The following is a 23,664-nucleotide window of genomic DNA, read 5'->3' on the forward strand; positions in this document are numbered from 1 at the left end:
CAGCGCTGATATGCTCGCCGACGTCTGTGCATCCGTCGATCCGAAGGCCATCGTTACTCGTGACACCTCTGCAAGCTCTCGATCAGCCGGCCCTCTTCCGCTTCGCGGATGAGGGCACGGGAACGGATCTCTCGTTGCGAGAGCGTCGTCTGCTCGCGGGTGCTCTGAACTTCCACGCGCTGATGGCGCCGGGGCGTTCCCTCCGTGTGCACCTCTACGACGGCACACGGGAGACCCCGCCTCGGCTCACCGACGACAGCACTTTCGACGGGATGTCACGATTCAATCGTCGCCGCCTGGCGACCTTCGACGTCGTCAGCGCCGTCGCTCCGGAACCGCGCGCGGAACAGCCCTCGGAGGCCGCATCCGCCGCGCTCACGGCTTCGACCGTTCGCCATCTGCATGTGTCGACCGACCTCGTCCTGGAGTCCGACCCCTATCAAGCGCCTCGCCGAGACCTGATCGGCCGCGTGGCTCGGCAGGTCAAGGCGCGTGCCCCGCTCTTCTACGACGACCTCCGCGACCTCTCGCTCCTTCGATTCCGGCGCCAGCTGAACACCGCGGTGAAGCGGCGTCACTACGAGTCGGAGTTCCTTCCGGGAGGGCTTCACGAAGCGGACGTCATCGTTCCCGCATCGCCGGCTCCCCAGGATGCGCCGCGAGCCGTGATCATCGGCCTGCACTGGTTCCAGCTCGGTGGGGCCGAGCTCTGGGCATTCGAGACCGTGAAACTCGTCCGTGAAGCCGGCTTCCTGCCGATCGTGCTGACGAATCGGGATTCCCATCAGCCGTGGATCACGCGGCCCGAGCTCGACGGCGCACTTCTCATCCCGTTCTCGGAGCCTACGGTCGAATCGCAGACGCCGGGCATCGAACCGCTTCTGCGTGCCCTGCTGCGCACCTTCGACGTGCGCGGCGTCGTGATCCACCACAACCAGTGGCTCTACGACCGCGCTGCATGGATCGCCGCGTCACGACCGGGCATCCCGATCGTCGACAGCACCCACATCGTGGAGTACCGGGGCGGAGGCTATCCGTTGAGCAGTGCGATCGCGGCCGACTCGGTGACGAAGCACCATGTCATCTCGCCGAGTCTCGCACGCTGGATGACCGAGGTGCAGGGCGTGCCGTCGGAGCGCGTCGTCATGGCTCCGCTCGGCGGTCTCACCGTGAAGCCCAAAGACGCGGTCTTCCGCCCCCGGGCCGAGGGCGACGTGTTCACGGTGGCGTTCATCGGCCGGCTGGCGCGCCAGAAGGCCCCGGAAGTTTTCATCGCCATGGCGCAGCGCCTCAAGCGCCAGGGGCACACGATTCGCTTCATCCTCCACGGCGACGGCGAGCTCGCCGGTTGGGTCGACGACATCATCGAGACCGCCGGGATGACGGCCGACATCGTCCGGCGCACGTCGCAGACGCCGGTATCCGAAACGCTCGATGAAGCACATGTCCTTGTGGTGTCGTCCCACAACGAAGGTCTGACGCTCACCACGCTCGAGGCGATCTCCCATGGCGTGCCCGTGGTGTCGACGGACGTCGGGGCGCAGCGCGACATCGTTCCGCCGGCCGCTCTGGTGCCGCGCTTCTCCCACATCGCTGCACGGCGTCTCGCGGATGCCGTCGTTCCGCTCCTCGGTGACGAGACCGCGAGAGAATCGCTCTGGCGCAAGGAGCGCAAGGCAGAGAAGAAGCTGCTGTCTCAGCAGTCCGCGAGTTCGTGGTTCCAGGAAGAGGTGAGCTCGTGGTGAGCGTCGCAGCAGTCGTCGTCACATTCAATCGACTGGAGAAGCTGAAGACGGTGTTGGCCTCCGTCGCGGCGCAGACCCACCCGGTGGAGACGCTCTTCGTCATCGACAACGCCTCCACCGACGGCACGGCCGACTACCTGGCCGGGCTGGAGCTGGCGGTTCCGGTCGAGGTCGTCACGATGGAGACGAACTCGGGTGGAGCCGGGGGCTTCACAGAGGGAATGCGCCGCGGATACGCCTCGGGAGCAGACCACGTCTGGATCATGGATGACGACTGCTACCCGAAGCCCGGTGCACTCGCGGCACTGATCGCCGGATTCGACGATGCCGTGGCCGAACTCGGTCCTGACGTGCCTTTCGCGTGCTCGGTGGTCGAGTTCACCGACGGCAGTATCTGCGAGATGAACAATCCGGTCCCCACGTGGGACTGGGGCCGGCTCCTGGTCAAGGGGCAGCAGAACGTGATGGTCACGGCATGCTCGTTCGTGTCGGTGCTGATCCCGCGCTGGGCGATCGCGGAGTACGGGTTCCCGTACTCCGAGTACTTCATCTGGTTCGATGACCGCGAGTACACGCTGCGCCTCACGCAGCGGTGCCCCGGGGTCCAGGTCCTCGACAGTTCCGTGGTCCATGACATGGGCGACAACCGCGGTGTGAACTTCGCGATGGTGGATCGCAAGAGTCTCTGGAAGTTCTCCTACGGGGTGCGCAACGAAGCATCGTGGCAGCTCCACCACCGTGGGTTCCTGCACTATGTCGAATTCGGTGCGCGTCTGTTCGTCAGCCTCCATCGCGGAAGAGTGTCTCTCGACCTTCGTGCCCGGCTTCTGGGCAAGTGGCTCCAGGGGATCACCTTCAACCCCCGGGTTCGGTATCCCGAGGCGGAAGAGGCGTGAGCTGGCTGGAGGCGTTTCCCGTCCTCCTGATCTCGGTCGCCGTTCTCTTCCTTCCCGGATACGTCGTCGCCAGGGCACTCTCGCTCCGAGGCCTCTGGGCCTGGGGTGTCGCCGCTCCGGCATCGGTGAGCGTCATCGTCCTCGCCTCGCTCGGGGCAGGCGTCCTGGGTATCCCGTGGTCCGTGCTGCCGGTGCTGGTCACCACGCTCGGGCTCGCGCTCATCGGGTTCGTCGTCGCCCGGTTCAGTCGTGTCGATCGACCCGCGCGCCGGGTCTCGCGACGCACGGCCCTGATCGCCGCATCGTTCGTGGTCGCAGCGCTCCTGTTCGGGCTTCAGATCGCCCTCGTGGTGGGGGCTCCGGAGAACATCTCCCAGACGTTCGACAATGTCTTCCACCTGAACGCCGTCAGGTACATCCTCGACACCCAGAACGCCTCGCCGATGAGCGTCGGCGGAATGACGAGCGCGCCGGCGACGTCGGCGTTCTATCCGGCCGCCTGGCACTCGATCGTCGCTCTCGTCGTGCAGCTCACGGGGACGACGATCATGGTCGCCACGAACACGGTGACGATCGCGACGGCGGCCGTGGTGTGGCCCGCCACGGTGGCGCTGCTGACCGTGGTGCTGTTCGGGAGGCGGCTGACGATCGTCGTCAGCGCCGTGCTCCTGAGCGGACTCCTCCCGGCGTTCCCGCTGCTGATGCTCGATTACGGCGTGCTCTATCCGTACCTGCTCGGGGTCAGTCTCGTGCCCGCCGCGCTCGCCGCCGTGATCCAGCTCGTGAGACTCCACGGAGATGACGACCGGATTCCGGATGCCGTGCTCGTCCTGGTCGTCCTCGGACTGATCCCCGGCATCGCCGTGGCGCACCCCGGTGCGCTCGTGGCGCTGATCATCCTCGGCATGATCGCGGTCTCGCTCGCCTTCATCGGATTCCTCCTTAGCCGTCCGGAGCGGCGGCGCGTGATCCTCACCTCCGTCGGTTTCGGCGCGCTCGCTCTCGCGAGCTTCGCCGCGTGGCGCGTGCTGCGTCCGCCGCTCGAAGCCCGGGGATGGCCGACCGAGCAGACCATCAGTCAAGCGCTCGGTCAGGCGCTCACGCTCTCTCCGCGATACCAACTGATCCCGCTGCTGATGGCGGTGCTCTTCGTCGTCGGCGTGATCGTCGTCGCGAAGCGTCACCGTCGCGCGGACGTGGTCGCGCTCGCGCTCATGTTCGCCGTCACCGTTCTGTTCGTCGTCGCGAGTGCGATGCCGTTCCAGCCGCTGCGCGACCTCATGACGGCTGCCTGGTACAACAACGCTCCTCGCCTGGCGGCGCTCCTTCCCGTCGTGGCGGTACCGCTTGCGGCGGTCGGGGCCGCATGGGTGCTGGCCTGGGTGCGTCTGAGGGTGGGAGCCCCGTCGGTGCGGCGGTCCGTCGTCGTCGGGATGTCCGTGGGGGCCGTCGTGCTCCTCGGCGGCCAGGCGCTGGCGATGGCGCAGGCGATGACCGCCGCTGCGGTGGCATACCGATACACCGAGACATCGCCTCTCATCTCGGAGGATGAGCGCGCTCTGCTGGAGCGGCTTCCGGACGAGGTACCCGACGATGCGCTCATCATCGGCTCGCCATGGACCGGGACCGGCATGGCGTACGCCTTCGCCGATCGCGAGGTCGTCATGCCCCACATCCTGATGGGGATGAGTCCGGAGGAGCAGGAGATCATGGACGAGCTCTCCCGGCGCGGATCGGAGGCGCAGGTATGCGACGCGGTCGAGCGTTCAGGGGTCGACTACGTGCTCGACTTCGGCTCGCAGGAGATCCACGGCGACGAGCATCGTTATCGCGGCCTCGAGCGACTCGGGCGGTCCGACCTGGTCACCGAGATCGACGCCGAAGGCGACGCCGTCCTCTACCAGATCACCGGCTGCGACTGAGTCGCGCCTGAGCCTGGGAGTCCAGAAGGCCGGCGTACACGCTTCTGACCCTGTCTCGGAACGCGTCGAGACCGTATACGGACACGGCCCAGGCTCTGGCGGCGACGGCGGTGTCCTCGCCTGCTCCACGCAAAGCACCGATCACCGCATCAGTGAATGCATCGGGATCGTCCACGACCGCGTGGAGCAGGTCAGCGCGTTCGATGCCTTCCGCGCCCACGGAGGTCGTGACCGCCGGGATTCCCCACATCATCGCGTCGATCGTCTTGAACTTCACCCCGGCGCCGTTGAGCAACGGCACGACGCAGACATCGGCTTCCGCGTACACGTCATCGAAGGAATCGACCGCTCCGGTCACCTCCACCCCGCGGGCGCGCGATGCGGCCGCGCGCAGAGCCGAGCTCGGATTCGCGCCGACGATCCGGAATCGGGCGTCTGGCAGGGTTTCCGACACGCGTGGCCAGACGGCAGAGAGGAACCAGCGCGCGGCCTCGTCGTTGTCCGGTCTGTTCATGGCGCCGGTGAACACGACCGTCGCGGATCGAGCGGGCCGTCGACGATCCGGCGGGACGGGGAACCCGGGGTGGACCACGACAGGCGCGGAGGAGGGGGAGAGGGCGCGGACCAGGGCGGCGTCCTTCTCGCTGAACGTGATCACGGCATCCACCTCGTCGAACGAGCGGCGCTCCCGGCGCCTGCTCGCCCGGGCGGCCGCCGCGAAGGCCATCCGCTTCAACGGGTTCGTCGCCTGTTCGGCTGCGCGTTCCCATCGCTGCGTGATCACGTCGTGAGCGATGATGACGGTCTTGGCTCCGGGCGCCAGGCGTCGCACCGTCCGGGTGAGGCTCGACATCTCCGACCACTGGTACTCGACGATGTCCGCCGTGGCCAGCAACGCGCGTGAAGGCCCATCGTTCGCCAGCGCGCGGCGGAACCACGGGTGCGCGCTGCTCCCCGCGACGACGGATTGCATATCGGCCAGGGGCTTACCGGCGTCCTTCGAGAGCGGGCTCCTGCTCTGGAGCAGCCGGTAGTCCAGGTCGGGGTTCGTCGCGGACGCATCGCGGTTCAGGCGTGTCGATGGAGCGACGACGTGGATCGTGAACACGTCGCGGAGCGCTCGATAGTGCTGCAGTGCGTATTGGCCCCCCGCATGGCGGATACCCTCGAAGGGCAGGTACTTCGAGACGCTGACCAGGGATGGAAGAGCGGGCGGATCGGACGGTCTGGACATGTTAGCTAGCCTAGGCGTCGTTGCCTTCAGGCGACTGAAGGAGGAATCACGCCCATGAGCGACTATGCCGCGCTGGTCATCGGATACCGACGCCCTGATCTGGTCAGGGACGTGCTCGCGCGACTGGACGCTCAGGAGGTGCCGTGCGCTCAGGTCATCATCGTGGACAACGGCGGCGATCTGCCTGATGACGTGCTGACGGATGTCAACGGTCGACCTCCCGTGATGATCCGACGGGGTGACAACCCCGGGTACGGCGCAGCCGTCAACCTGGCTCTCGAGGTCTGCGAGCAGCGAGGGATCGAGAATCTGCTCGTGTTGACGCATGATGCCTGGTTCGAAGAGGACCTCAGCGCGCGCATGCTCGATGCCTTCGATCGTCTTCCGGACGTGGGTGCGGCCGCACCGACCCTGTACTGGGTGTCCAGGCCCGATGTCGTGTTCTCGGCGGGTGGAGTGCTCACCAAGGGCGGGCGCGCCTATCACCATGTGACGGCCCCCGCCTCGGGAACCCGCGACGTCGACTGGGTCGACGGTGCGGTCGTGATGTACCGGACGCGCGCGCTCCGTGGGATCGGCGGCATGGAGGAGATGTACTTCCTGTACTTCGAGGACGTCGACACGGGGTGGGCACTCCGACAACACGGCTGGCGGACCGTGGTGCTCGATGTGCGCGCCGCCCAGGAGCCGGGATCCCATCCGCTGCGACTCGGGGTCCGGAACATGGCACTGTTCGCGCGCAAGGCGGGGCTCGGCAGGGTGCGCAGTTCGCTCGCGCTCGGTCGTCGCGCGGCGGAGGAGCTGATCGTGGGATGGCGCAGGACAGGACGTGTGCCGGTCGGCGATGCCTGGGCCGGCTGGCGAGATGCTCGGGCGGGGCGCACCGGGAAGATCGATGACTGAGCCCGTTGGCGTGACGATCGACGTCATGCTGCCCTACTACAGTCACCCGGATTCGGCGTGGGAGGCGATCCGCTCGGTCCTCGAGCAGACGAGCGACTCCTGGCGACTCGTCTGCGTCGACGACGCGTATCCCGGTGATCCGATCCGAGAGCGTCTCGAAGCGCTCGGCGACCCGCGCGTGGTGTACGTCAGAAACGAGCAGAACCTCGGGCTGGCGAAGAACTTCAATCGCTGTCTCGATCTGGTCGAAGCGCCCTATTTCGTGATGATGGGGGATGACGACCGGATGCATCCGGACTACATCAGCGTGCTGTCACGGCTCATCGCGGGTAATCCCGGGGTCGACGTGGTCCAGCCGGGAGTACGCGTCATCGACGAGTCGGGCAGACCCGTTCTGCCCCTCGCGGATCGCGTCAAGCGCTGGGTGAGGCCGCGTGTGGGGGAGGGCGGCCGGATCCTCGACGCCCGGCACATGGCGGAGAGCCTGATCCGAGCGGACTGGGCGTACTTCCCGTCGATCGTCTGGAAGAGCGAGGTGGCGCGCAGCCACGGGTTCGACGACCACTGGGCGGTGGCGCTCGATCTCGGGCTTCTCCTGGATATCGCACTGGACGGTGGGTCGATGCTGGTGACCGACGACGTGGTCTTCGACTATCGCAGGCACATGCGCTCCGTGTCGTCGGTCACGGCCGCATCGGGAAGCCGCTTCGAGCAGGAAGCCGCGTTCTTCGACGAGTACGCCGCGCGGATGAAGGCCAAAGGTTGGGCGCGGGCAGCCAGGATCGGTCGGCGACGGTGCATCTCCCGGCTCAACGCCGCGAGCGAGATGGTCGCTGCGCTCGCTGGCAGAGACCTCGCTCGGGCTCGGCGCCTGCTCCTGGCCGCGGTCAGGCCCAGCGGCGTAGTGACCCGCTGACGGTCAGCTTCGCGGGCCGCCGTCGAGCTCCTCCAGTCGAGCCTCGAGCGCGCTCAACCGCTGCTGGACCTCCGTGATGTGCGTCTCGGCGAGACCCGCCTCCTCGGCGAGGACTCTGATCTCCTCTTCGGACGTCGAGAGCTCCCACGAGAGATGGAGGGCGACGCCGAGCAGGAGCAGGATGGCGAGCAGGAAGAAGAGGTTCGCCGGCAGCTCGACTCCGAGCACCCCCGTGAGCCAGAAGAGCAGCTGCGGGAACACCGACGCGATGAGGGCGGCGACGCCGATGAGGAGCCAGAGCACCGCATACTTCTCCCGCAGACGCCGCGTCAACAGCATCCAGAGTATGAACGACAGCAGGGCGATGGAGAGCACGAGTGCGCCGAGAACAACCATGAGGTGCCTTCCTACGCTGAGACGACGGGGGACGGGGCGGAGGAACGTCGGATCGGACGCCGGACGATGGCCAAGGTCAGGGCGAAGACCGATCGCAGCAGGTAGACGGAGGCCGAGAGAGGCCCCTGGCTCGGCTTTCCGTGCAGGCGCGGACGCATCGCGACCGGAACCTGGGTGACCGTCAATCCTGCGTGCACGGCCGCGACGAGGGAGTCGAGCGTGTCGCCGAGATACTCGGCGGGGTAGTACGTGATGTACTGGGCGATCGCGCGGCGGTTGGCGGCCCTGAACCCGCTCGTCACGTCGGTCAGAGTGGCACCCGAGACGCGGGACACCGTTCGGGCGAGTACGCGCATCGCCCACCGGCGAGGACCCCGGGCGACGTAGTCGCCGACCTCGGCGAAGCGCGCGCCGATGGAGATATCGGCGTGCTCGAGTCCTGCGAGCACGCGATCGATGTCCTGCGGGTTGTGCTGGCCGTCGGCATCGACCTGGATGACGCGGCTGTAGCCGTGACGCGCGGCGTACAGGAATCCCGCGCGCATCGCGCCGCCGACGCCCAGGTTGAACGGCAGCCGGACCACGCGTGCGCCCGCGGCGTCGGCGACCGCGCCCGTCGAGTCAGTGGACCCGTCATCGATGACCAGCACGTCGTACGTGGGGCATGCTGCGGTGATCTCACGGACCGTCGTCGGGATGTTCTGCGCTTCGTTCCAGGCGGGGACGATGATCAGCGTGGTTTCTGGCATGATGTCTGAGCCTACCAAGCCGACCCTGACGGCGACCCTAGGCGGTCGGAGCGCCGACAGGCATCACGGATGCGAGTCTGGCCGGGATCGTCGCGATCGTCGGCGCCTTTCCGCCGCCGATCCTCAGCAGGGCCTCGTACGTCGTGATGTGCGAGAGCTGCGAGCCGTTCCAACGGAAGACACGGCCGTCACCGGCGAACTGGACGACGGTTCCCGAGGGGATCATCGGCTTGGTGACGCCGAGCACGCCCACGGTGGCGTCCTTCCATCCGACCAGGCGGATGGTGCCCCCCGAGAGGGTGACCAGGTCGGAGTACGAGGAGATGTACTGCAGCTGGCCGTCGAGCAGACGGTACACCTCGCCCCGTTCGTCGGTGCGGATGAAGAACGGCTGGGCGGTCGGTGTGTTGTTCGGGGTGAAAGCGGCGCAGTCCGCGGCCGTGAGGGCCGTGGTGCTGAACCGCGTCGCCGGGATGCTTCCGGAGATCCGCTGCAGGCCGGCGCTCGAGATGACATAGGGCGCCGCGTCGCACGTGACGAAGGGAGACAGCGTCGTGGCTGCGGGAGTGTATCCGGTGAGTGCCCCGGACGGGAGAACGGTGACAGCGGTCGACGTGCCGAACGCCGCGCCGAGTTCGAGGCTGGGGGTGTGGATGAGCGTCGTGCCCGCGGTCGCGAGGTACACGGACGGCTTGTCGACCTCGCGCACCATCGACCGCGGCATGAGGACCACTCGACCCTGCGGGAACTTCGCCGCCGCGCTCGGGTCCATCGAGGCCACGTAGCCGAGCTTGCCCCCGGAGAGGTATCGCCAGGTCTCGACGCTGGGGACATATCTCTTCTGCCCGTTGTCGAGCGAGTAGATCTGGGTGTCGACGCCGACGTGGAAGAGGTTCCCGACATCCTCGCCGCGGGGGAACGCGTCGATGAGCGCGGGCGCGAGATTCACGTACGAGTTGAAGGCGTAGCCGAAATCGAGGATCTGCTTCTCGCTGCCGAACCGGTGTCGGGTGCCGTCGGGATCGATCAGATAGAGGATTCCCTCACGCGCATCGTGCACGTAGCGGGAGATCTGAGAACCCAGGGGGATGGTCTTGAGGTAGGAGGCCGGTACCTGGCTCACGGCACCGAGCTTCGCGGAGAACGCTCGCAGGTCCTCAGCCGTCTTGATGTGGAAGCGGTATCCGCCGGACAGCAGATACACCTCGGGGCCGTCGCCGCGCACGATCACGGAGGTGATGCGCTGCGTGCTGCCGAACCAGTCGGTGAAGTACTGGTAGAAGTTCCGGTTGCCGTAGGCAGAGCATGTGTCTCCCGTTCCGTAACCGGCGTTGAGCGCAGCGCGGTTCGGCTGATACGGCGTGTAGTAGTACAGCGCCGCCGTCGCGATGTTCTCGATGTACACCGGTGCGGACCCGCAGTTGAACTTCGGCTCCGGGTTGAACAGGATGTTCCATGTGCGACCGGGAGCGTAGTACGTGAACCAGCGGCCCTCGGCGTAGATCTTCATCTGCCGTGCCGCGTAATAGACCTGGTAGAAGAACCCGCTGTACGCAGGGTCGCACGCGGCACTGTCGGGGCATCCCTGACCCATCGCGATGTTGTAGCGACCCGGGGATGGGTTGGGGTAGGTGACCAGGCTCTGCTCCTTTTGGAGCATCACGATGAGCACCTGGGGGTTGATGCCGCACGACTTGGAGACCTTGTCGATGATGGTCGCCGCCGATTCGTTGCCGGCACCGGCGTAGCCGTTGCAGTAGGCGTCGGCGGAACGATTCGGGGTGTTCTGCCGGTAGTCCTTGAGGCAGACGAAGCCCGCACGGCAGGTGGGGCCCTTGCTCCGCAGGAACGAGTCGATCTGCCCTGCGTTCATCGTCGCGGCGTTGAAGAACACCGCGTCGGCGATGATGTTGCCCGGCCGGAACAGGGACAGGTCCGCGGTCTTGACGATGTCGGTCGCTTCGGGCGCGGATCGCGTGGGTGCCGCGGCGGCACTGGCAGGATCACCTCCTCCCGCAGCGGTCGCAGGGCTCGCGAGAAGAAGGGAGGCAGCAAAGACGACTGCGGCTGTACTCGCGACGAGGGCGCGCAGGCGTGGGGAAACTGAGCTGGTCACTTGCCTAGTGTGACGGAAAGATACAGATGATGCCACTGTGATTGAAGTGACGCAAGCGAATCCTCCCACCGCGCTCCCCGCCGGGATGTGGCACGATATGGGGGTGAAAGGCATTATTCTCGCTGGCGGCTCCGGAACTCGACTGCACCCGATCACGATCGGAATCTCGAAGCAGCTGATCCCGGTGTACGACAAGCCGATGGTCTACTACCCGCTGTCCACGCTGATGCTCGCGGGCATCAAGGACATCCTGATCATCACGACACCGCACGATGCGGAGCAGTTCGAGCGTCTCCTCGGGGACGGCTCGCAGTTCGGCGTCAACCTGACATTCGCGCAGCAGCCCTCTCCGGACGGACTGGCCCAGGCCTTCGTGATCGGTGCCGACTTCATCGGCGACGACAAGGTGGCCCTGGTCCTCGGAGACAACCTCCTCTACGGCCCCGGTCTCGGCACGCAGCTCAAGCGGTACACCGATGTCGAGGGCGGCGCGGTGTTCGCGTACTGGGTGGCGGAGCCGAACGCCTACGGTGTCGTGGAGTTCGATGCCGATGGCCGTGCGGTCTCCCTGGAGGAGAAGCCGGCGCAGCCGAAGAGCAACTACGCCGTGCCCGGCCTCTACTTCTACGACAACGACGTCGTCGAGATCGCCCGCTCGCTCGAGCCGAGCCCACGCGGAGAGTACGAGATCACCGACGTCAACCGTGCCTACCTGGAGCGCGGCGCGCTCCAGGTCGAGGTCCTGCCCCGCGGCACCGCATGGTTGGACACCGGCACGTTCGACCAGATGTCCGACGCCGGTGACTACGTGCGCACGATGGAGCGTCGCACCGGACTCCGGATCGGTGTACCGGAGGAGGTCGCGTGGCGTCAGGGCTTCCTCGACGATGACGAGCTCCGCGAGCGCGCCGAGAAGCTCGTCAAGTCCGGCTACGGCACCTACCTCCTCGAGACCCTGGAAAGAGGTCGTTGATGTCGAACATCCTCGTCACCGGCGGAGCCGGTTTCATCGGCTCCAACTTCGTGCACTATGCCGTCGAGAACACCGACCACACGGTGACGGTGCTCGACGCGCTCACCTACGCGGGTAATCGGGCTTCGCTCAAGGGTCTCCCCGAAGACCGTGTCCGTTTCGTGCACGGCGACATCACCGACGCGGAGCTGGTGGACACGCTCACCGCCGACGCCGATGCCGTGGTGCACTACGCCGCGGAGTCCCACAACGACAACTCGCTGCACAGCCCGCGTCCCTTCCTGGATACCAACATCATCGGCACGTACACGCTGCTCGAGGCGGCACGCCGGCACGAGACGCGGTTCCACCACATCTCGACCGACGAGGTGTACGGCGATCTCGAGCTCGACGATCCGGAGCGCTTCACAGAGCAGACGCCGTACAACCCCTCGTCGCCGTATTCGTCGACGAAGGCCGGCAGCGACCTGCTGGTGCGGGCGTGGGTGCGCTCCTTCGGGGTCCAGGCGACGATCTCGAACTGCTCGAACAACTACGGCCCGTACCAGCACGTCGAGAAGTTCATCCCCCGACAGATCACCAACGTCATCCGCGGCATCCGTCCGAAGCTCTACGGCGCCGGCGAGAACGTGCGCGACTGGATCCACGCGAACGACCATTCGTCTGCCGTGCTCACCATCCTCGAGAAGGGGCGGATCGGTGAGACCTACCTCATCGGGGCCGACGGCGAACGCAACAACAAGGAGGTCGTCGAGCTGATCCTCGAGGAGATGGGTCAGCCGCGCGACGCCTACGACCACGTCACCGACCGTGCCGGCCACGACCTGCGGTACGCGATCGATTCGACGAAGCTCCGCACCGAGCTGGGCTGGTCCCCGGAGTATGCCGACTTCGAATCCGGTCTCGCGGCGACCATCCGGTGGTACCGGGACAACGAGGCATGGTGGGCGCCGTCGAAGGACTCCACCGAGGCTTTCTACGCGACGAAGGGACAGTAGACGTCGTGAGCGACATCGATTTCGGCAAGGCGCTCGGTCGGGCGGAGACCGGGATCCCCGGGCTGGTGATCTTCGACCTGCCCGTGCACGGTGATTCGCGCGGGTGGTTCAAGGAGAACTGGCAGCGCGAGAAGATGACCGCGCTCGGCCTGCCCGATTTCGGGCCGGTGCAGAACAACGTGTCCTTCAACGACGCCGTCGGCACCACGCGGGGTATCCACGCCGAGCCGTGGGACAAGTGGGTCTCCGTCGCGACGGGCCGGATCTTCGGCGCGTGGGTCGACCTGCGCGAGGGACCGACGTTCGGTGCGGTCTTCACCGCCGAGCTCGACCCGTCGAGGGCGATCTTCGTTCCGCGCGGCGTCGGGAACTCGTACCAGACGCTCGAGGCGGACACCGCGTACACCTACCTGGTGAACGACCACTGGTCGCCCGATGTGTCGTACTCCTTCCTCAACCTCGCCGATGAGACCGCCGCGATCGCCTGGCCGATCCCGCTCTCAGAAGCAGAGGTCTCGGAGAAGGACCTCGCACACCCGCGCCTCGCGAACGTGTCGCCCATCGCTCCGCGTCGCACGCTCGTGATCGGCGCGTCCGGTCAGCTCGGCTCGGCGTTGCGCGAGGAGTTCCACGGTGCGGAGAACATCGAGTGGACGACGCGCGCCGAGATCGACCTCGGCGCCGCCGACCTGGGGGCCGCGCGCCGGTGGCGGGACTACGACACCATCATCAACGCCGCCGCGTACACCGCGGTCGACCGTGCCGAGACCACGGACGGACGGCGGGACGCGTGGGCGGTCAACGCCGCAGGACCCGCGGCATTGGCTCGCATCGCCGCGGAGTACGGCATCACGCTTGTGCATGTCTCGAGCGACTACGTCTTCGACGGATCGGGGGATCGCCCGTACCGTGAAGACGACGCCGTCTGCCCGCTCGGCGTCTACGGACAATCGAAGGCGGCGGGTGACATCGCCGTGGCCACGGCTCCGCTGCACTACATCATCCGGACATCCTGGGTGATCGGTGCGGGCAACAACTTCGTGAAGACGATGGCCTCGCTCGCCGAGAAGGGCGTCGACCCGACCGTGGTCGACGACCAGCACGGTCGCCTGACCTTCGCCTCGCAGATCGCCGAGCTGATACGCCATCTGCTCACCGTGCGCCCGGCGCCCGGCGTGTACAACCTGACCTCGGCAGGCGAGACCATGACCTGGGCGGACATCGCGCGGCGCGTGTACGAGCTGACGGGGCATGATCCTTCCCGCGTGACCGGCGTCTCCACGGAGCAGTACTTCACGTCGGCATCCGGTCCTGTCGCTCCTCGGCCGCGGAACAGCGAACTCGATCTGACCCGCGTGATCGCGACCGGCTTCTCCCCTCGGACGGGTGACGATCTGCTGCAGGACTACCTCGGTTCGTGAGCGCTCCGCTGCCCACGACGGCACCGAGCTCCGCCGGCCCTCGTGAGCGTGTGTTCCGCACCGACATCCAGGCGCTGCGTGCGGTCGCCATCGGCCTCGTCCTCCTGAACCACCTCTGGCCGACCCGCGTCACGGGCGGCTACGTCGGCGTGGACGTCTTCTTCGTGATCTCGGGGTTCCTCATCACCGGGCACCTCGTGGGGGAGATGACGAGAACGGGCGGCGTGCGTCTCGGGGCCTTCTACGCGCGGCGCATCCGACGGCTGCTCCCGGCGGCGTTCGTCGTGCTCGCGGCCTCCCTCGTCCTGCTGGTCGCGTTCCTGCCGTATCCGCGCTGGGGGCGCAACGCCTGGGAGATCGCGTCGAGTGCCGGCTACGTCGAGAACTGGTATCTCGCGGCGATGTCGGTGAACTACTCCGCGCTCAACGACGCGGCGAGCCTGGTGCAGCATTACTGGTCGCTCTCGGTCGAAGAGCAGTTCTACATCGTGTGGCCGCTTCTGCTGCTCGCGGCTGTGGCCGCCTCCGGCCGCATCGGTGGCGGGTCACCTCGTGGCAGTGTGCAGGATCGTCGCGGCGCACGCGCACTCATCGTGGTGGTCGCGGCGGTCGGGGTGCTCTCCCTCGGAGCGAGCATCATCTACACGGTGCTCGCTCCGCCGCAGGCCTACTTCGCCACCTTCACCCGGGGTTGGGAGTTCGCGGTCGGCGGTGCCGTGGCTCTGCTCGGCGCGCGGGTGACGCTGCCGCGCATCGTCGCCCAGATCGTGAGCATCCTCGGCTTCGGACTCATCGCCTTCTCTGCGCTCGTTTACGACCACACGACGCCGTTCCCCGGATATGCCGCCCTGGTTCCCGTGCTGGGAACGGCAGCCGTGATCGTCGCCGGCACCTCGCATGCCCGGCTCTGGCATACGAAGGTGACGGCATTGGGACCTGTGCAGTGGGTGGGAGGAATCTCCTACTCGCTGTACCTCTGGCACTGGCCGCTGATCGTCGCGGCTCCGTTCGTGATCGGTGCGGAAGCCAGCACGCTCTCCAAGCTCGGGGTGCTCGCGATCTCCCTTCTCCTCGCCGCCCTGACGAAGACCTTCGTCGAGGACAGAGGACAGAAGTGGCGGTACTGGCGCACCTCGACTCGCAGAGCGCTCGGCCTCATGCTCGTCGGCATGGTCGTGATCGCCGCGCTCGTTGCAGGAGTGCTCGCCTGGTACCAGACGCGTGTCGACGCCGACCGACCTCCCGCCGAGGTGGTCGCAGCGTCCTGCGAGGGGCCATCGGCGATGGCCCCCGGAGCGGAATGCGCCGACGCATTCGGGCCGGCGGAGTACACGGTGATGACCTCGAAGAACGAATACTTCTTCACGCCGCCCGAATGCGGCACCTTCCTGCCGATCCTCACCTACGGAGAGAAGCAGACGACGTTGAGGTGTGATTTCTCGGGCGGGGCTGCTGATCCGACACAGGTCTGGCTGGTCGGCGACTCCCATGCGCAGCAGTGGCAGGGAGCCGTGTTCGACATCGCCAGGGAGAAGAACTGGATCGTCACCACGAGCTATCTCGGGGGATGCCCGGTCGCGGATGTGGACTTCCTCGGGTTCCGCGGAGCGTGGGGGAAGGCGGAAGCCGACCGCTGCAACACCTGGTCCGATGAACTCTCCTCCACCATCCGTGCGGCGAAGCCCGATCTTGTGATCACCGCCATGGCCGCCCGGCAGGACCTGGTGGATGACGGCAGTGGGAAACCCGCGTCCGAACAGATGAGCGCAGGCCTGGTGGACTATTGGACGACCTGGGCGGATGAGGGTATCGGTGTCCTGGCGATCGCGGACCCGCCGTACAACGGGGAGGTGCGCAACGCGGACTGCGTGCTGCTGAACTCCTCCGACCCCGTGGCATGCGCGCGACCGCGGGCGGAAGCCCAGCCGGCTGACCCTGTCCTGATGGCAGGCGCGGCCGAGCGGTCCGACTCGATCACCGTGCTGGACCTGACGGATCGCTTCTGCGACGCTGAGCGGTGCTATGCGGTGATCGGCGGTGTCCCCGTCTACTACGACGCCGACCACCTGAACCTGGAATACGTGCGGATGCTCGCCCCCGAGATCGCGGCAGCGATCGAGGAGGTCCTCTCCGATGGCTGAGGAACCCCGTCTGCCGGAGCGTCGCGGGGCCCGCTGAGCGAGCCGTCCAGCCGACCTCGGTAGGATCGATTGGCCCGTCGCCGGCGGACTTCCCCGACTCCGGTTCCTCCCTCCGACCCGTACAGGAGCACTTGATGCCGCATCGTATAGTCGCCGTGATCCCGGTGTTCCGTGCACCGGAGAATCTGCCGCGCACGATCGAGTCGATCCTGCGCCAGGTCGATTCCGTCGTCGTCGTCGACGACGGTTCGCGTTCCGTCGAGACCGTGACGTTCCCGGATCGGACCGAGGTCATCTCCGCGGAGGAGAACCGTGGCATCGCGACCGCGCTGAACACCGCGATCGGTCGGGCGCGCGAGCTGGGGGCGACGCACATCCTCACGCTCGACCAGGACTCGGCTCTGGCCGACGGGCACGTGGAGCGGCTGCTCACCCGCATCGAGGCCGCCGAATCGCAGGGGGTGAACGTCGCGGCCGCCGTGCCGGGCGTCGTCGGAGGAGCACCGGTTCTGGGCGATCCGAGCGGAGGGCCGTTCGACCCCATCCAGTCCGGGCAGCTGCTTCCCGTCGGTGCGTTCGAGGCGATCGGTGAGTTCCGAGCCGATCTCTTCATCGACGCGGTCGACTCCGAGTTCACCGTGCGCGCGCGCGAGGCCGGGTTCCAGTTCCTCGTCGACGAGGAGCTCACGATGGAACACGCCTTGGGCGAGGCGGTGCCCCTCTCGGTCTTCGGTCGGCCCCTGGTCATCCTCGGCAAACAGCGACACGTGCTCTACCACGCCCCGTGGCGGACCTATTACATGGTTCGCAACAGCATCTGGCTGTCGCGGCAGTACGGTGCGGGGCACCGGGGCTGGATGCGTCGTCGCAACCGCAAGATGGCGGAGATGGTGCTGTGGGGGAGCGTCCTCGCTCCCGACCGGATCGCGCAGCTGCGTGCCGTCCGCGCCGGTTGGCGCGATGGTCGGCGCGGCACGCTCGGTCGCATCCGGCCCGACGTGCTCCGTCGGCTCGGTCGCCGAGCGTGAGCCGGCTGGGAGCTCTGCTTCGACACGACCTCCTGCGTCGGAGCGCCCTGTTCTCGGTATCGATCGTCGCGTCGACGGTGGTGGGCATCGTCTCGATCCCGCTTCTGATCAGCACGATCGGCACGGACGAATGGGCGCGTCTGTTCGTGCTGCAGATCATCGGCCAGTTCGCCTCCATCTTCATCGCCTTCGGATGGGGTGCCACGGGGCCCAGCACGGTGTCGGCGCTACCGGAGACGAAGAGGCGCCAGTTCCTCGCTGATTCGGTCGTCGCCCGCGTTCTCCTGTTCCTCATCGTCGGTCCGCTCGCCGTCATCCTCGGCATCGCGCTCGGCGCCGACCCGTTGGCTGCGGTTCTCGCGACCATCGCGTACTCGGTCCCGGGTATCGGTGCCGCCTGGTACTTCATCGGGACCAATCGGCCCGTCGCGATGCTCGTCTTCGACGCGTTTCCCGCCGTTCTCGGGCAGGTCGCCGCCCTCGTCGCCGTGGTCATCGTGCCCTCGTTGACCTCCTACCTCTACTGCGTCGCGATCGCGACGGTCGCCGGCGTCGTGGGAGGGCTTCTCTTCGCGCTGCGCAGGCGCGATGGGGTGCGCCTCACCCGCACCAGGGTGCGGGAGCTCGGGTCGACCATGCGTGCACAGATTCCGGGACTCGCGACGGTGCTCTTCGGCAACCTCTCCACGATGCTCCCCGTCGTCCTCGTGGACGTGTACATGAAACCGGTCCTGCCCATCTTCGCGGCCGTGGACAAGCTGTACCGATACGGCGTGCTCGTGCTCGCCCCCATCCTTCAGGCCGTCCAGGGGTGGGTGCCGGAGGCGGGACCGGAGCAGACCCGCGTGCGAGCGCGGGGTTCGCTGTGGGTGGGGCTGGGGGTGGGGCTGTTCGGCGGTGCGTGCTTCGCGTTCCTGGCCACCCCGATCTCCATCCCGCTGACGGTGGGACAGGCTGTCATCCCGTTCGAGATCGCGGTCATCGCGGGCATCGGGTTCGCGGGGGAGTGCGTGGCGCAGATCGTGGGTCTCGCCGGTCTCGTGGCCCTGCGCAAGGAGAGAGAACTCGCGAAATCGTCGGTTGTCGCGGCGGTCATCAGCCTCCCGCTCATGATCCCGGCCGTGCTGATATGGGGTCTCGTCGGGATCGTCGGCGTGATCGCCGCCTCCGCCGTGCTCGTCGCGATGTACCGCACGACCGTGCTGCTGCGAGCCAGCAGCATCCGGCATCTTCCGCCGGCGACACCGCTGCCCGAGGTCTGAGGACAGGCCTCACAGTCCGCCGCGACGACGTTAGGCTGGGGGCGGCTACGGTCTCCCCGAACAGACCGCGGCGCCCGTTCGCCGGCACGCCCACCCGCTATGAAACAGTCGTTCCTCGCGCCGTCCCCGGGCGCAGCTCCGCCCTCAGGCGCAGCGTCACCGCACCGCGCCGACATCGATGGCCTCCGCGCCCTGGCGATCCTGCTCGTCGTCGTCTACCACGTGTGGCTGGGACGGGTCTCCGGAGGGGTCGACGTCTTCCTGATGGTCTCCGCGTTCTTCCTCACCGGCTCGTTCGTCCGGCGGATGCAGGATGCGAGACCGCTCCAGCTCGGGGCGTTCTGGATCCGGCGTTTCCTGCGCCTCGTTCCGGCCGCGGCCGTCACCATCGCGGGGGTGCTCGCCGTGGCGCTCGTCGCATTTCCGCGGACCGAGTGGCCGCGGGTGTGGAGCGAGGCATGGTCGAGCCTGTTCTACGTGGAGAACTGGACTCTCGCGTTCTCCGAGGTGGACTACTACGCGCGGGCATCGCAGACCCCGAGCCCGTTTCAGCACTTCTGGTCGCTGTCCGTGCAAGGGCAGGTCTTCCTCCTGTGGCCGGTGCTCTTCGCCGGAGTGTGGCTGGCGCTCCGAAACCGTCGGCACCTGATCGTTCCCGCGCTCTTCGCGGTGTTCGGTGCCGTCTTCGTCGTGTCCCTGGTCTTCTCCATCGTGGAGACGGGCAGAGCACAGGACTTCGCCTACTTCGACACCCGCACGCGGCTGTGGGAGTTCGCAGCGGGATCACTGATCGCGTTGGCGCTGCCCTTCCTGCGCGTCCGGATTCGGGGCGCCGCCGTGCTCGGGTGGATCGGCGTGCTCGGGATCGTCCTCTGCGGCATCATCATCGACGTGCAGGGAGGTTTCCCCGGGTACCTCGCCCTGTGGCCGATCGTGAGCGCCGGTCTCGTGATCGTCGCGGGCCGGGAGCGGGCGCGCGGCGGCCCGACGGCGTTCCTCTCCTCGAGCCCTCTGCGGTACGTCTCCAGGGACGCCTACGCTCTCTACCTGGTGCACTGGCCGATCCTCGTGATCTGGATGGTCGTGAGCGGTCGATCGGAACCGGGGGTGTGGGCGGGGCTCGGCATCATCGGGCTGTCCTTCGTTATCGCGAGGCTGCTCTCCCGATTCGTCGAGCGGCCGATCCGGGAGGCGAGGTCTCTCGACGGTTCCAGGGGCCTCGGGGCCGGGGTACTCGTCGCAGCGGTCCTGGCCGTCGCCGTCCCGCTCGGCGTGTGGCAGGGCACCATCGTGCAGCGCACCAACGCGATCCAGGCGAGTGATTCCCGAGGTTATCCGGGTGCGGCCCAGCTCGATTCACCCATCGACCTCGCGGGCGTGGACCTGCCCTTGATCCCCGACCCGACGACGCTCGATGCGGAGTGGGTCTATCTCGGACAGGAGTGCAGCGGCGACCTCGTCGCCGTCGAGCCGGCTCTGGACGGCACGTGCACGCAGACCCTGCGCGCCGCCGAACCCGGGACACGACGTGTGCTCGTCATGGGTGACTCGCACGCGCAGCAGCTGATGTCGCCGCTCCGGGTCTCCGCCGAGGGGCAGGACTGGGAACTCATCGCCCTGCTCAGGGGCGGATGCTCGATCGCGCTCGGCGCGCCTTCCCCGGCAGCGTCCGCCTCGGACGCGGTCTCGTGCGAGGACTGGCGGTCGGCGGCGATCGACTACGCCCTCCGTGTGCAGCCGGATGCGGTCTACCTCGTGGTCACGCGCGCCAGCCCGGCATCGCCCGAGGTGCTGGTGGACGGGATCGAGGATATCGCCTCGCTGCTGCTCGATCGAGGCATCCAGGTCATCGCGGTACGCGACAATCCGCGGTTCGACTTCGACATGTATGCCTGCGTCTTCCTTGCCGAGGAGACGTGCGACGTCCCGGAGATCGGGTTCGAGGAGGGGGCATCCCTGGATGTGCTCGCCGAGAGGGACGGGATCACCGCCGTGGACTTCCGGCCGTGGATGTGCCCCGATTCCCTCTGCCTCGGCGTGATCGGGAACGTCGCCGTGTACATCGATGACAACCACCTCTCCGATGCGTACGGGCGCACGCTCGCGCCGATGCTGCAGTCGATGCTGGACGACGGCGGGGTGCTCGCGTCGGCGGGTGGTTGACAGGGTTCCCGGGGAGAGCCCCGGTAGAGTGGAAAGCGTGTGTGGCGCGCGTCATCGTGCGCATCGGAGCCTCATCGGGCAGAAAGCAGCAACATGGATCTCCTCGTCGTCGGATCGGGCTTCTTCGGCCTCACCATCGCAGAGCGCGCCGCGAACGCCGGACGCAAGGTCACGGTCATCGACCGCCGGCACCACATCGGCGGCAACGCCTACAGCGAGGCAGAAGCCGAGACGGGAATCGAGGTGCACCGCTACGGCGCCCACCTCTTCCACACCTCGAACGCCACGGTGTGGGAGTACGTGAACCGCTTCACGACGTTCACCGACTACGTCCACCGCGTGTACACGACACACAAGGGCACCGTCTTCCCGATGCCGGTGAACCTGGGCACCATCAACCAGTTCTTCCAGGCGGCCTACACTCCCGACCAGGCACGGGCCCTCGTCAGGGAGCAGGCGGGGGAGTTCGATGTGAAGTCGGCGGCGAACTTCGAGGAGAAGGGCATCGCTCTCGTCGGACGTCCGCTGTTCGAGGCGTTCTTCCGCGACTACACGGCGAAGCAGTGGCAGACCGATCCGCACAAGCTGTCGGGCGACATCATCAGCCGTCTCCCGGTGCGCTACACGTACGACAACCGCTACTTCAACGACACGTGGGAGGGGCTCCCCACCGACGGCTACACCGCGTGGATCGAGCGCATGGCCGACCACCCCAACATCGAGGTGAAGCTGAACGTCGACTACTTCGACGATGCGCAGCCGCTGAACAAGAAGGCGACGGTGGGCCAGGTCCCGGTCGTCTACACCGGGCCCGTCGATCGTTACTTCGACTATGCCGAGGGCGCGCTCAGCTGGCGCACCCTCGACTTCGAGCAGGAAGTGCTCAGCATCGGCGACTTCCAGGGCACCAGTGTCATGAACTACCCGGACATGGACGTTCCCTACACCCGAATCCACGAGTTCAAGCACTTCCATCCCGAGCGCAAGGACGTCTACGCCCAGGACAAGACGGTGATCATGCGGGAGTTCTCGCGCTTCGCCGACCGCGAGGACGAGCCGTACTACCCGGTGAACACCCCGACCGACCGCGAGGGGCTGCTGGCGTATCGTGAGCTGACCAAGGGAGAGCCGGACGTGCATTTCGGCGGTCGCCTCGGAACGTACCAGTACCTCGACATGCACATGGCGATCGGCTCTGCGCTGTCGATGTGGAACAACGAGCTCGCCTAGACTCGGCACTGTGAGTCACGCTGCTGTCGGGGCCCCGGGGACGCCGCGGCGATACCTTCATTCGCTGTGGCTGCTCTCGGCCAGGGACCTCAAGGTCCGCTACTCCACGAGCATCCTCGGTTATCTCTGGTCGGTGCTCGATCCGCTCGTGATGAGCGTGATCTACTGGTTCGTCTTCACCCAGGTGTTCCAGCGGGATGTCGGCGAAGAGCCGTACATCATCTTCCTGATCAGCGCGCTGCTGCCCTGGGTGTGGTTCAACAGCTCGGTCTCGGACTTCACGAAGGCGTTCAAGAAGGACTCCCGGCTGGTGCGCTCGACCGCGATTCCCCGCTCGATCTGGGTGAACCGCATCGTCCTCAGCAAGGGCATCGAGTTCTTGTTCTCTCTCCCCGTGCTCGTGCTGTTCATCGTCGTCAACCTGCTGGTGGAGGTCGACCCCGACCGGACCGTGCAGATCGGGTGGGGCGTCCTCTGGCTTCCGCTGGCGGTCGTGCTGCAGACGATCCTTCTGATCGGGTTGGGCCTGCTGGTGGCGCCGCTGTGCGTGCTGTTCGTCGACCTGGAGCGCACGACGGCGCTGATCCTCCGTGCGATGTTCTACGCCACGCCCATCATCTACAACGTGACCGACCTGCCGGGGATCTTCCAGACCCTGGGAGCGTTCAACCCGTTGGCCGGAATCTTCATGCTCTATCGGATGCCGTTCTTCCCCGATCAGTGGAACCTGTTCACGCTGACGATCAGCATCGCGATGAGCTTGTTGATCCTGGCACTCGGGATCTGGGCCTTCCGGAAACTGGAACGACCCGTCCTGAAGGAGCTGTGATGACGACGGCGATCGAAGTGCGCGGTCTCGGAGTGAGCTTCCGACGCAATCGGCGCGGCACGCGGACTCTCAAAGATCTCTTCGGCGGGGCTTCCCGTCGCTCACGACCCGGCGAGTTCTGGGCGTTGCGCGATGTCTCGTTCTCGGTGCAGCCGGGGGAGTCGATCGGCGTGGTGGGTCGCAACGGCCAGGGGAAGTCGACCCTTCTCCGACTGGTGGCGAAGGTGCTCCTGCCCGACGAGGGCACGGTCACGCTCAACGGCGGCGTCGCTCCGCTGATCGAGATCACCGGAGGATTCGTCGGGGACCTCACGGTGCGTGAGAACGTGCGGCTGACGGCGGGGCTCCACGGCATGTCGCGTGACGAGGTCTCCCGACGCTACGACGGCATCATCGCTTTCGCGGAACTCGCCGGATTCGAGGACACTCCGTACAAGCACTTGTCGAACGGCATGAAGGTGCGGCTCGCTTTCGCCGTCGTCTCTCAGCTCGATGAGCCGATCCTTCTCGTCGATGAGGTCCTCGCGGTGGGCGACAAGGCGTTCCGCGAGAAGTGCTATCGACGGATCGACGAACTGCTCTCGGACGGTCGGACGCTGTTCTTCGTCAGCCACAACGAACGCGACCTGCGCCGCTTCTGCACCCGGGGCCTGTACCTCGACAAGGGGGCGCTCGTTCTGGATGCACCGATCTCCGAGGTGCTCGACCGCTACAACGACGACTACAACGCGCGCTGAACCTC

At 66.9% G+C, this 23,664-nt stretch carries 19 protein-coding genes; 15 read left to right on the plus strand and 4 right to left on the minus strand.

The window, feature by feature from the left end; translation table 11 throughout:
* Positions 1 to 59 precede the first annotated feature (59 nt).
* From B2869_RS08920 to B2869_RS08930, 3 genes are read left to right on the plus strand one after another with little or no spacing between them, the layout of a single operon-like run.
* Positions 60 to 1,745: a glycosyltransferase gene (locus B2869_RS08920; protein ID WP_292765241.1), complete on the plus strand. Its 1,686-nt coding sequence runs from the start codon at positions 60 to 62 to the stop codon at positions 1,743 to 1,745.
* Positions 1,742 to 2,641: a glycosyltransferase family 2 protein gene (locus tag B2869_RS08925; protein ID WP_292765244.1), complete on the plus strand. Its 900-nt coding sequence runs from the start codon at positions 1,742 to 1,744 to the stop codon at positions 2,639 to 2,641. The genes B2869_RS08920 and B2869_RS08925 overlap by 4 nt, the downstream gene beginning before the upstream one ends.
* The gene (locus B2869_RS08930) at positions 2,638 to 4,563 is read left to right on the plus strand and encodes a DUF6541 family protein (RefSeq protein WP_292765247.1); all 1,926 of its coding nucleotides are present in this window, start codon (positions 2,638 to 2,640) and stop codon (positions 4,561 to 4,563) included. Before B2869_RS08925 ends, B2869_RS08930 begins: the two co-directional genes overlap by 4 nt.
* Here B2869_RS08930 and B2869_RS08935 read toward each other — a convergent pair.
* Positions 4,547 to 5,797 (minus strand): glycosyltransferase, encoded by a 1,251-nt coding sequence (locus B2869_RS08935; RefSeq protein ID WP_292765250.1) that lies wholly within the window; start codon positions 5,795 to 5,797, stop codon positions 4,547 to 4,549. The genes B2869_RS08930 and B2869_RS08935 overlap by 17 nt on opposite strands.
* A gap of 54 nt (positions 5,798 to 5,851) precedes the next feature.
* Here B2869_RS08935 and B2869_RS08940 point away from each other — a divergent pair, with 54 nt between their 5' ends.
* Together B2869_RS08940 and B2869_RS08945 are read left to right on the plus strand one after the other, a co-directional pair.
* Entirely contained in the window at positions 5,852 to 6,700 is an 849-nt protein-coding gene (locus tag B2869_RS08940) for a glycosyltransferase (RefSeq protein WP_292765253.1), read from the plus strand.
* Positions 6,693 to 7,616, plus strand: a complete 924-nt coding sequence (locus B2869_RS08945; RefSeq protein WP_292765256.1) for a glycosyltransferase family 2 protein — start codon at positions 6,693 to 6,695, stop codon at positions 7,614 to 7,616. The genes B2869_RS08940 and B2869_RS08945 overlap by 8 nt, the downstream gene beginning before the upstream one ends.
* Positions 7,617 to 7,619: 3 nt before the next feature.
* On the opposite strand, the gene B2869_RS08950 is transcribed toward B2869_RS08945, so the two are convergent.
* Genes B2869_RS08950 through B2869_RS08960 form a run of 3 tightly spaced genes read right to left on the minus strand, consistent with a single transcriptional unit; the run spans position 7,620 to position 10,877 of the window.
* Positions 7,620 to 8,012, minus strand: a complete 393-nt coding sequence (locus tag B2869_RS08950) for a DUF2304 domain-containing protein (RefSeq protein ID WP_292765259.1) — start codon at positions 8,010 to 8,012, stop codon at positions 7,620 to 7,622.
* Between the two features lie 11 nt (positions 8,013 to 8,023).
* Positions 8,024 to 8,761, minus strand: a complete 738-nt coding sequence (locus B2869_RS08955; RefSeq protein WP_292765262.1) for a glycosyltransferase family 2 protein — start codon at positions 8,759 to 8,761, stop codon at positions 8,024 to 8,026.
* A gap of 37 nt (positions 8,762 to 8,798) precedes the next feature.
* Entirely contained in the window at positions 8,799 to 10,877 is a 2,079-nt protein-coding gene (locus tag B2869_RS08960) for a hypothetical protein (RefSeq protein ID WP_292765265.1), read from the minus strand.
* A gap of 103 nt (positions 10,878 to 10,980) precedes the next feature.
* Here B2869_RS08960 and rfbA point away from each other — a divergent pair, with 103 nt between their 5' ends.
* The 10 genes from rfbA (at position 10,981) to B2869_RS09010 (ending at position 23,659) form a co-directional block, all read left to right on the plus strand.
* The gene (rfbA, locus tag B2869_RS08965; protein ID WP_058632643.1) at positions 10,981 to 11,850 is read left to right on the plus strand and encodes a glucose-1-phosphate thymidylyltransferase RfbA; all 870 of its coding nucleotides are present in this window, start codon (positions 10,981 to 10,983) and stop codon (positions 11,848 to 11,850) included.
* The gene (gene rfbB / locus B2869_RS08970) at positions 11,850 to 12,848 is read left to right on the plus strand and encodes a dTDP-glucose 4,6-dehydratase (RefSeq protein ID WP_292765276.1); all 999 of its coding nucleotides are present in this window, start codon (positions 11,850 to 11,852) and stop codon (positions 12,846 to 12,848) included. Before rfbA ends, rfbB begins: the two co-directional genes overlap by 1 nt.
* 5 nt (positions 12,849 to 12,853) lie before the next feature.
* The gene (locus B2869_RS08975; RefSeq protein ID WP_292765279.1) at positions 12,854 to 14,269 is read left to right on the plus strand and encodes a bifunctional dTDP-4-dehydrorhamnose 3,5-epimerase family protein/NAD(P)-dependent oxidoreductase; all 1,416 of its coding nucleotides are present in this window, start codon (positions 12,854 to 12,856) and stop codon (positions 14,267 to 14,269) included.
* Positions 14,266 to 16,410, plus strand: a complete 2,145-nt coding sequence (locus B2869_RS08980; protein WP_292765282.1) for an acyltransferase family protein — start codon at positions 14,266 to 14,268, stop codon at positions 16,408 to 16,410. Before B2869_RS08975 ends, B2869_RS08980 begins: the two co-directional genes overlap by 4 nt.
* Positions 16,411 to 16,544: 134 nt before the next feature.
* Positions 16,545 to 17,438: a glycosyltransferase gene (locus B2869_RS08985; protein WP_292765285.1), complete on the plus strand. Its 894-nt coding sequence runs from the start codon at positions 16,545 to 16,547 to the stop codon at positions 17,436 to 17,438.
* Positions 17,435 to 18,700 (plus strand): lipopolysaccharide biosynthesis protein, encoded by a 1,266-nt coding sequence (locus tag B2869_RS08990; protein WP_292765290.1) that lies wholly within the window; start codon positions 17,435 to 17,437, stop codon positions 18,698 to 18,700. The genes B2869_RS08985 and B2869_RS08990 overlap by 4 nt, the downstream gene beginning before the upstream one ends.
* 99 nt (positions 18,701 to 18,799) lie before the next feature.
* Positions 18,800 to 20,863: an acyltransferase family protein gene (locus B2869_RS08995; RefSeq protein WP_292765293.1), complete on the plus strand. Its 2,064-nt coding sequence runs from the start codon at positions 18,800 to 18,802 to the stop codon at positions 20,861 to 20,863.
* A 93-nt stretch (positions 20,864 to 20,956) separates the two neighbouring features.
* Positions 20,957 to 22,093 carry a UDP-galactopyranose mutase gene (gene glf, locus B2869_RS09000; protein WP_292765296.1) on the plus strand — a complete coding sequence of 379 codons (1,137 nt, stop codon included), beginning with the start codon at positions 20,957 to 20,959 and terminating at the stop codon, positions 22,091 to 22,093.
* A gap of 10 nt (positions 22,094 to 22,103) precedes the next feature.
* Positions 22,104 to 22,922: an ABC transporter permease gene (locus tag B2869_RS09005; RefSeq protein WP_292765299.1), complete on the plus strand. Its 819-nt coding sequence runs from the start codon at positions 22,104 to 22,106 to the stop codon at positions 22,920 to 22,922.
* Entirely contained in the window at positions 22,922 to 23,659 is a 738-nt protein-coding gene (locus B2869_RS09010; protein WP_292765302.1) for an ABC transporter ATP-binding protein, read from the plus strand. The genes B2869_RS09005 and B2869_RS09010 overlap by 1 nt, the downstream gene beginning before the upstream one ends.
* Positions 23,660 to 23,664 lie beyond the last annotated feature (5 nt).

Origin of the sequence: Microbacterium sp. UBA3486 (genome assembly GCF_002377845.1) — a bacterium.
Classification (GTDB): domain Bacteria; phylum Actinomycetota; class Actinomycetes; order Actinomycetales; family Microbacteriaceae; genus Microbacterium; species Microbacterium maritypicum_A.

Bases quoted from the DNA above. Each gene is read 5' to 3' on its own strand.
- B2869_RS08935 (WP_292765250.1), bottom strand. From the start codon at position 5,797: ATGTCCAGACCGTCCGATCCGCCCGCTCTTCCATCCCTGGTCAGCGTC.
- B2869_RS08940 (WP_292765253.1), top strand. From the start codon at position 5,852: ATGAGCGACTATGCCGCGCTGGTCATCGGATACCGACGCCCTGATCTG.
- B2869_RS08945 (WP_292765256.1), top strand. From the start codon at position 6,693: ATGACTGAGCCCGTTGGCGTGACGATCGACGTCATGCTGCCCTACTAC.
- B2869_RS08950 (WP_292765259.1), bottom strand. From the start codon at position 8,012: ATGGTTGTTCTCGGCGCACTCGTGCTCTCCATCGCCCTGCTGTCGTTC.
- B2869_RS08955 (WP_292765262.1), bottom strand. From the start codon at position 8,761: ATGCCAGAAACCACGCTGATCATCGTCCCCGCCTGGAACGAAGCGCAG.
- rfbB (WP_292765276.1), top strand. From the start codon at position 11,850: ATGTCGAACATCCTCGTCACCGGCGGAGCCGGTTTCATCGGCTCCAAC.
- B2869_RS08985 (WP_292765285.1), top strand. From the start codon at position 16,545: ATGCCGCATCGTATAGTCGCCGTGATCCCGGTGTTCCGTGCACCGGAG.
- B2869_RS08995 (WP_292765293.1), top strand. From the start codon at position 18,800: ATGAAACAGTCGTTCCTCGCGCCGTCCCCGGGCGCAGCTCCGCCCTCA.
- glf (WP_292765296.1), top strand. From the start codon at position 20,957: ATGGATCTCCTCGTCGTCGGATCGGGCTTCTTCGGCCTCACCATCGCA.
- B2869_RS09010 (WP_292765302.1), top strand. From the start codon at position 22,922: ATGACGACGGCGATCGAAGTGCGCGGTCTCGGAGTGAGCTTCCGACGC.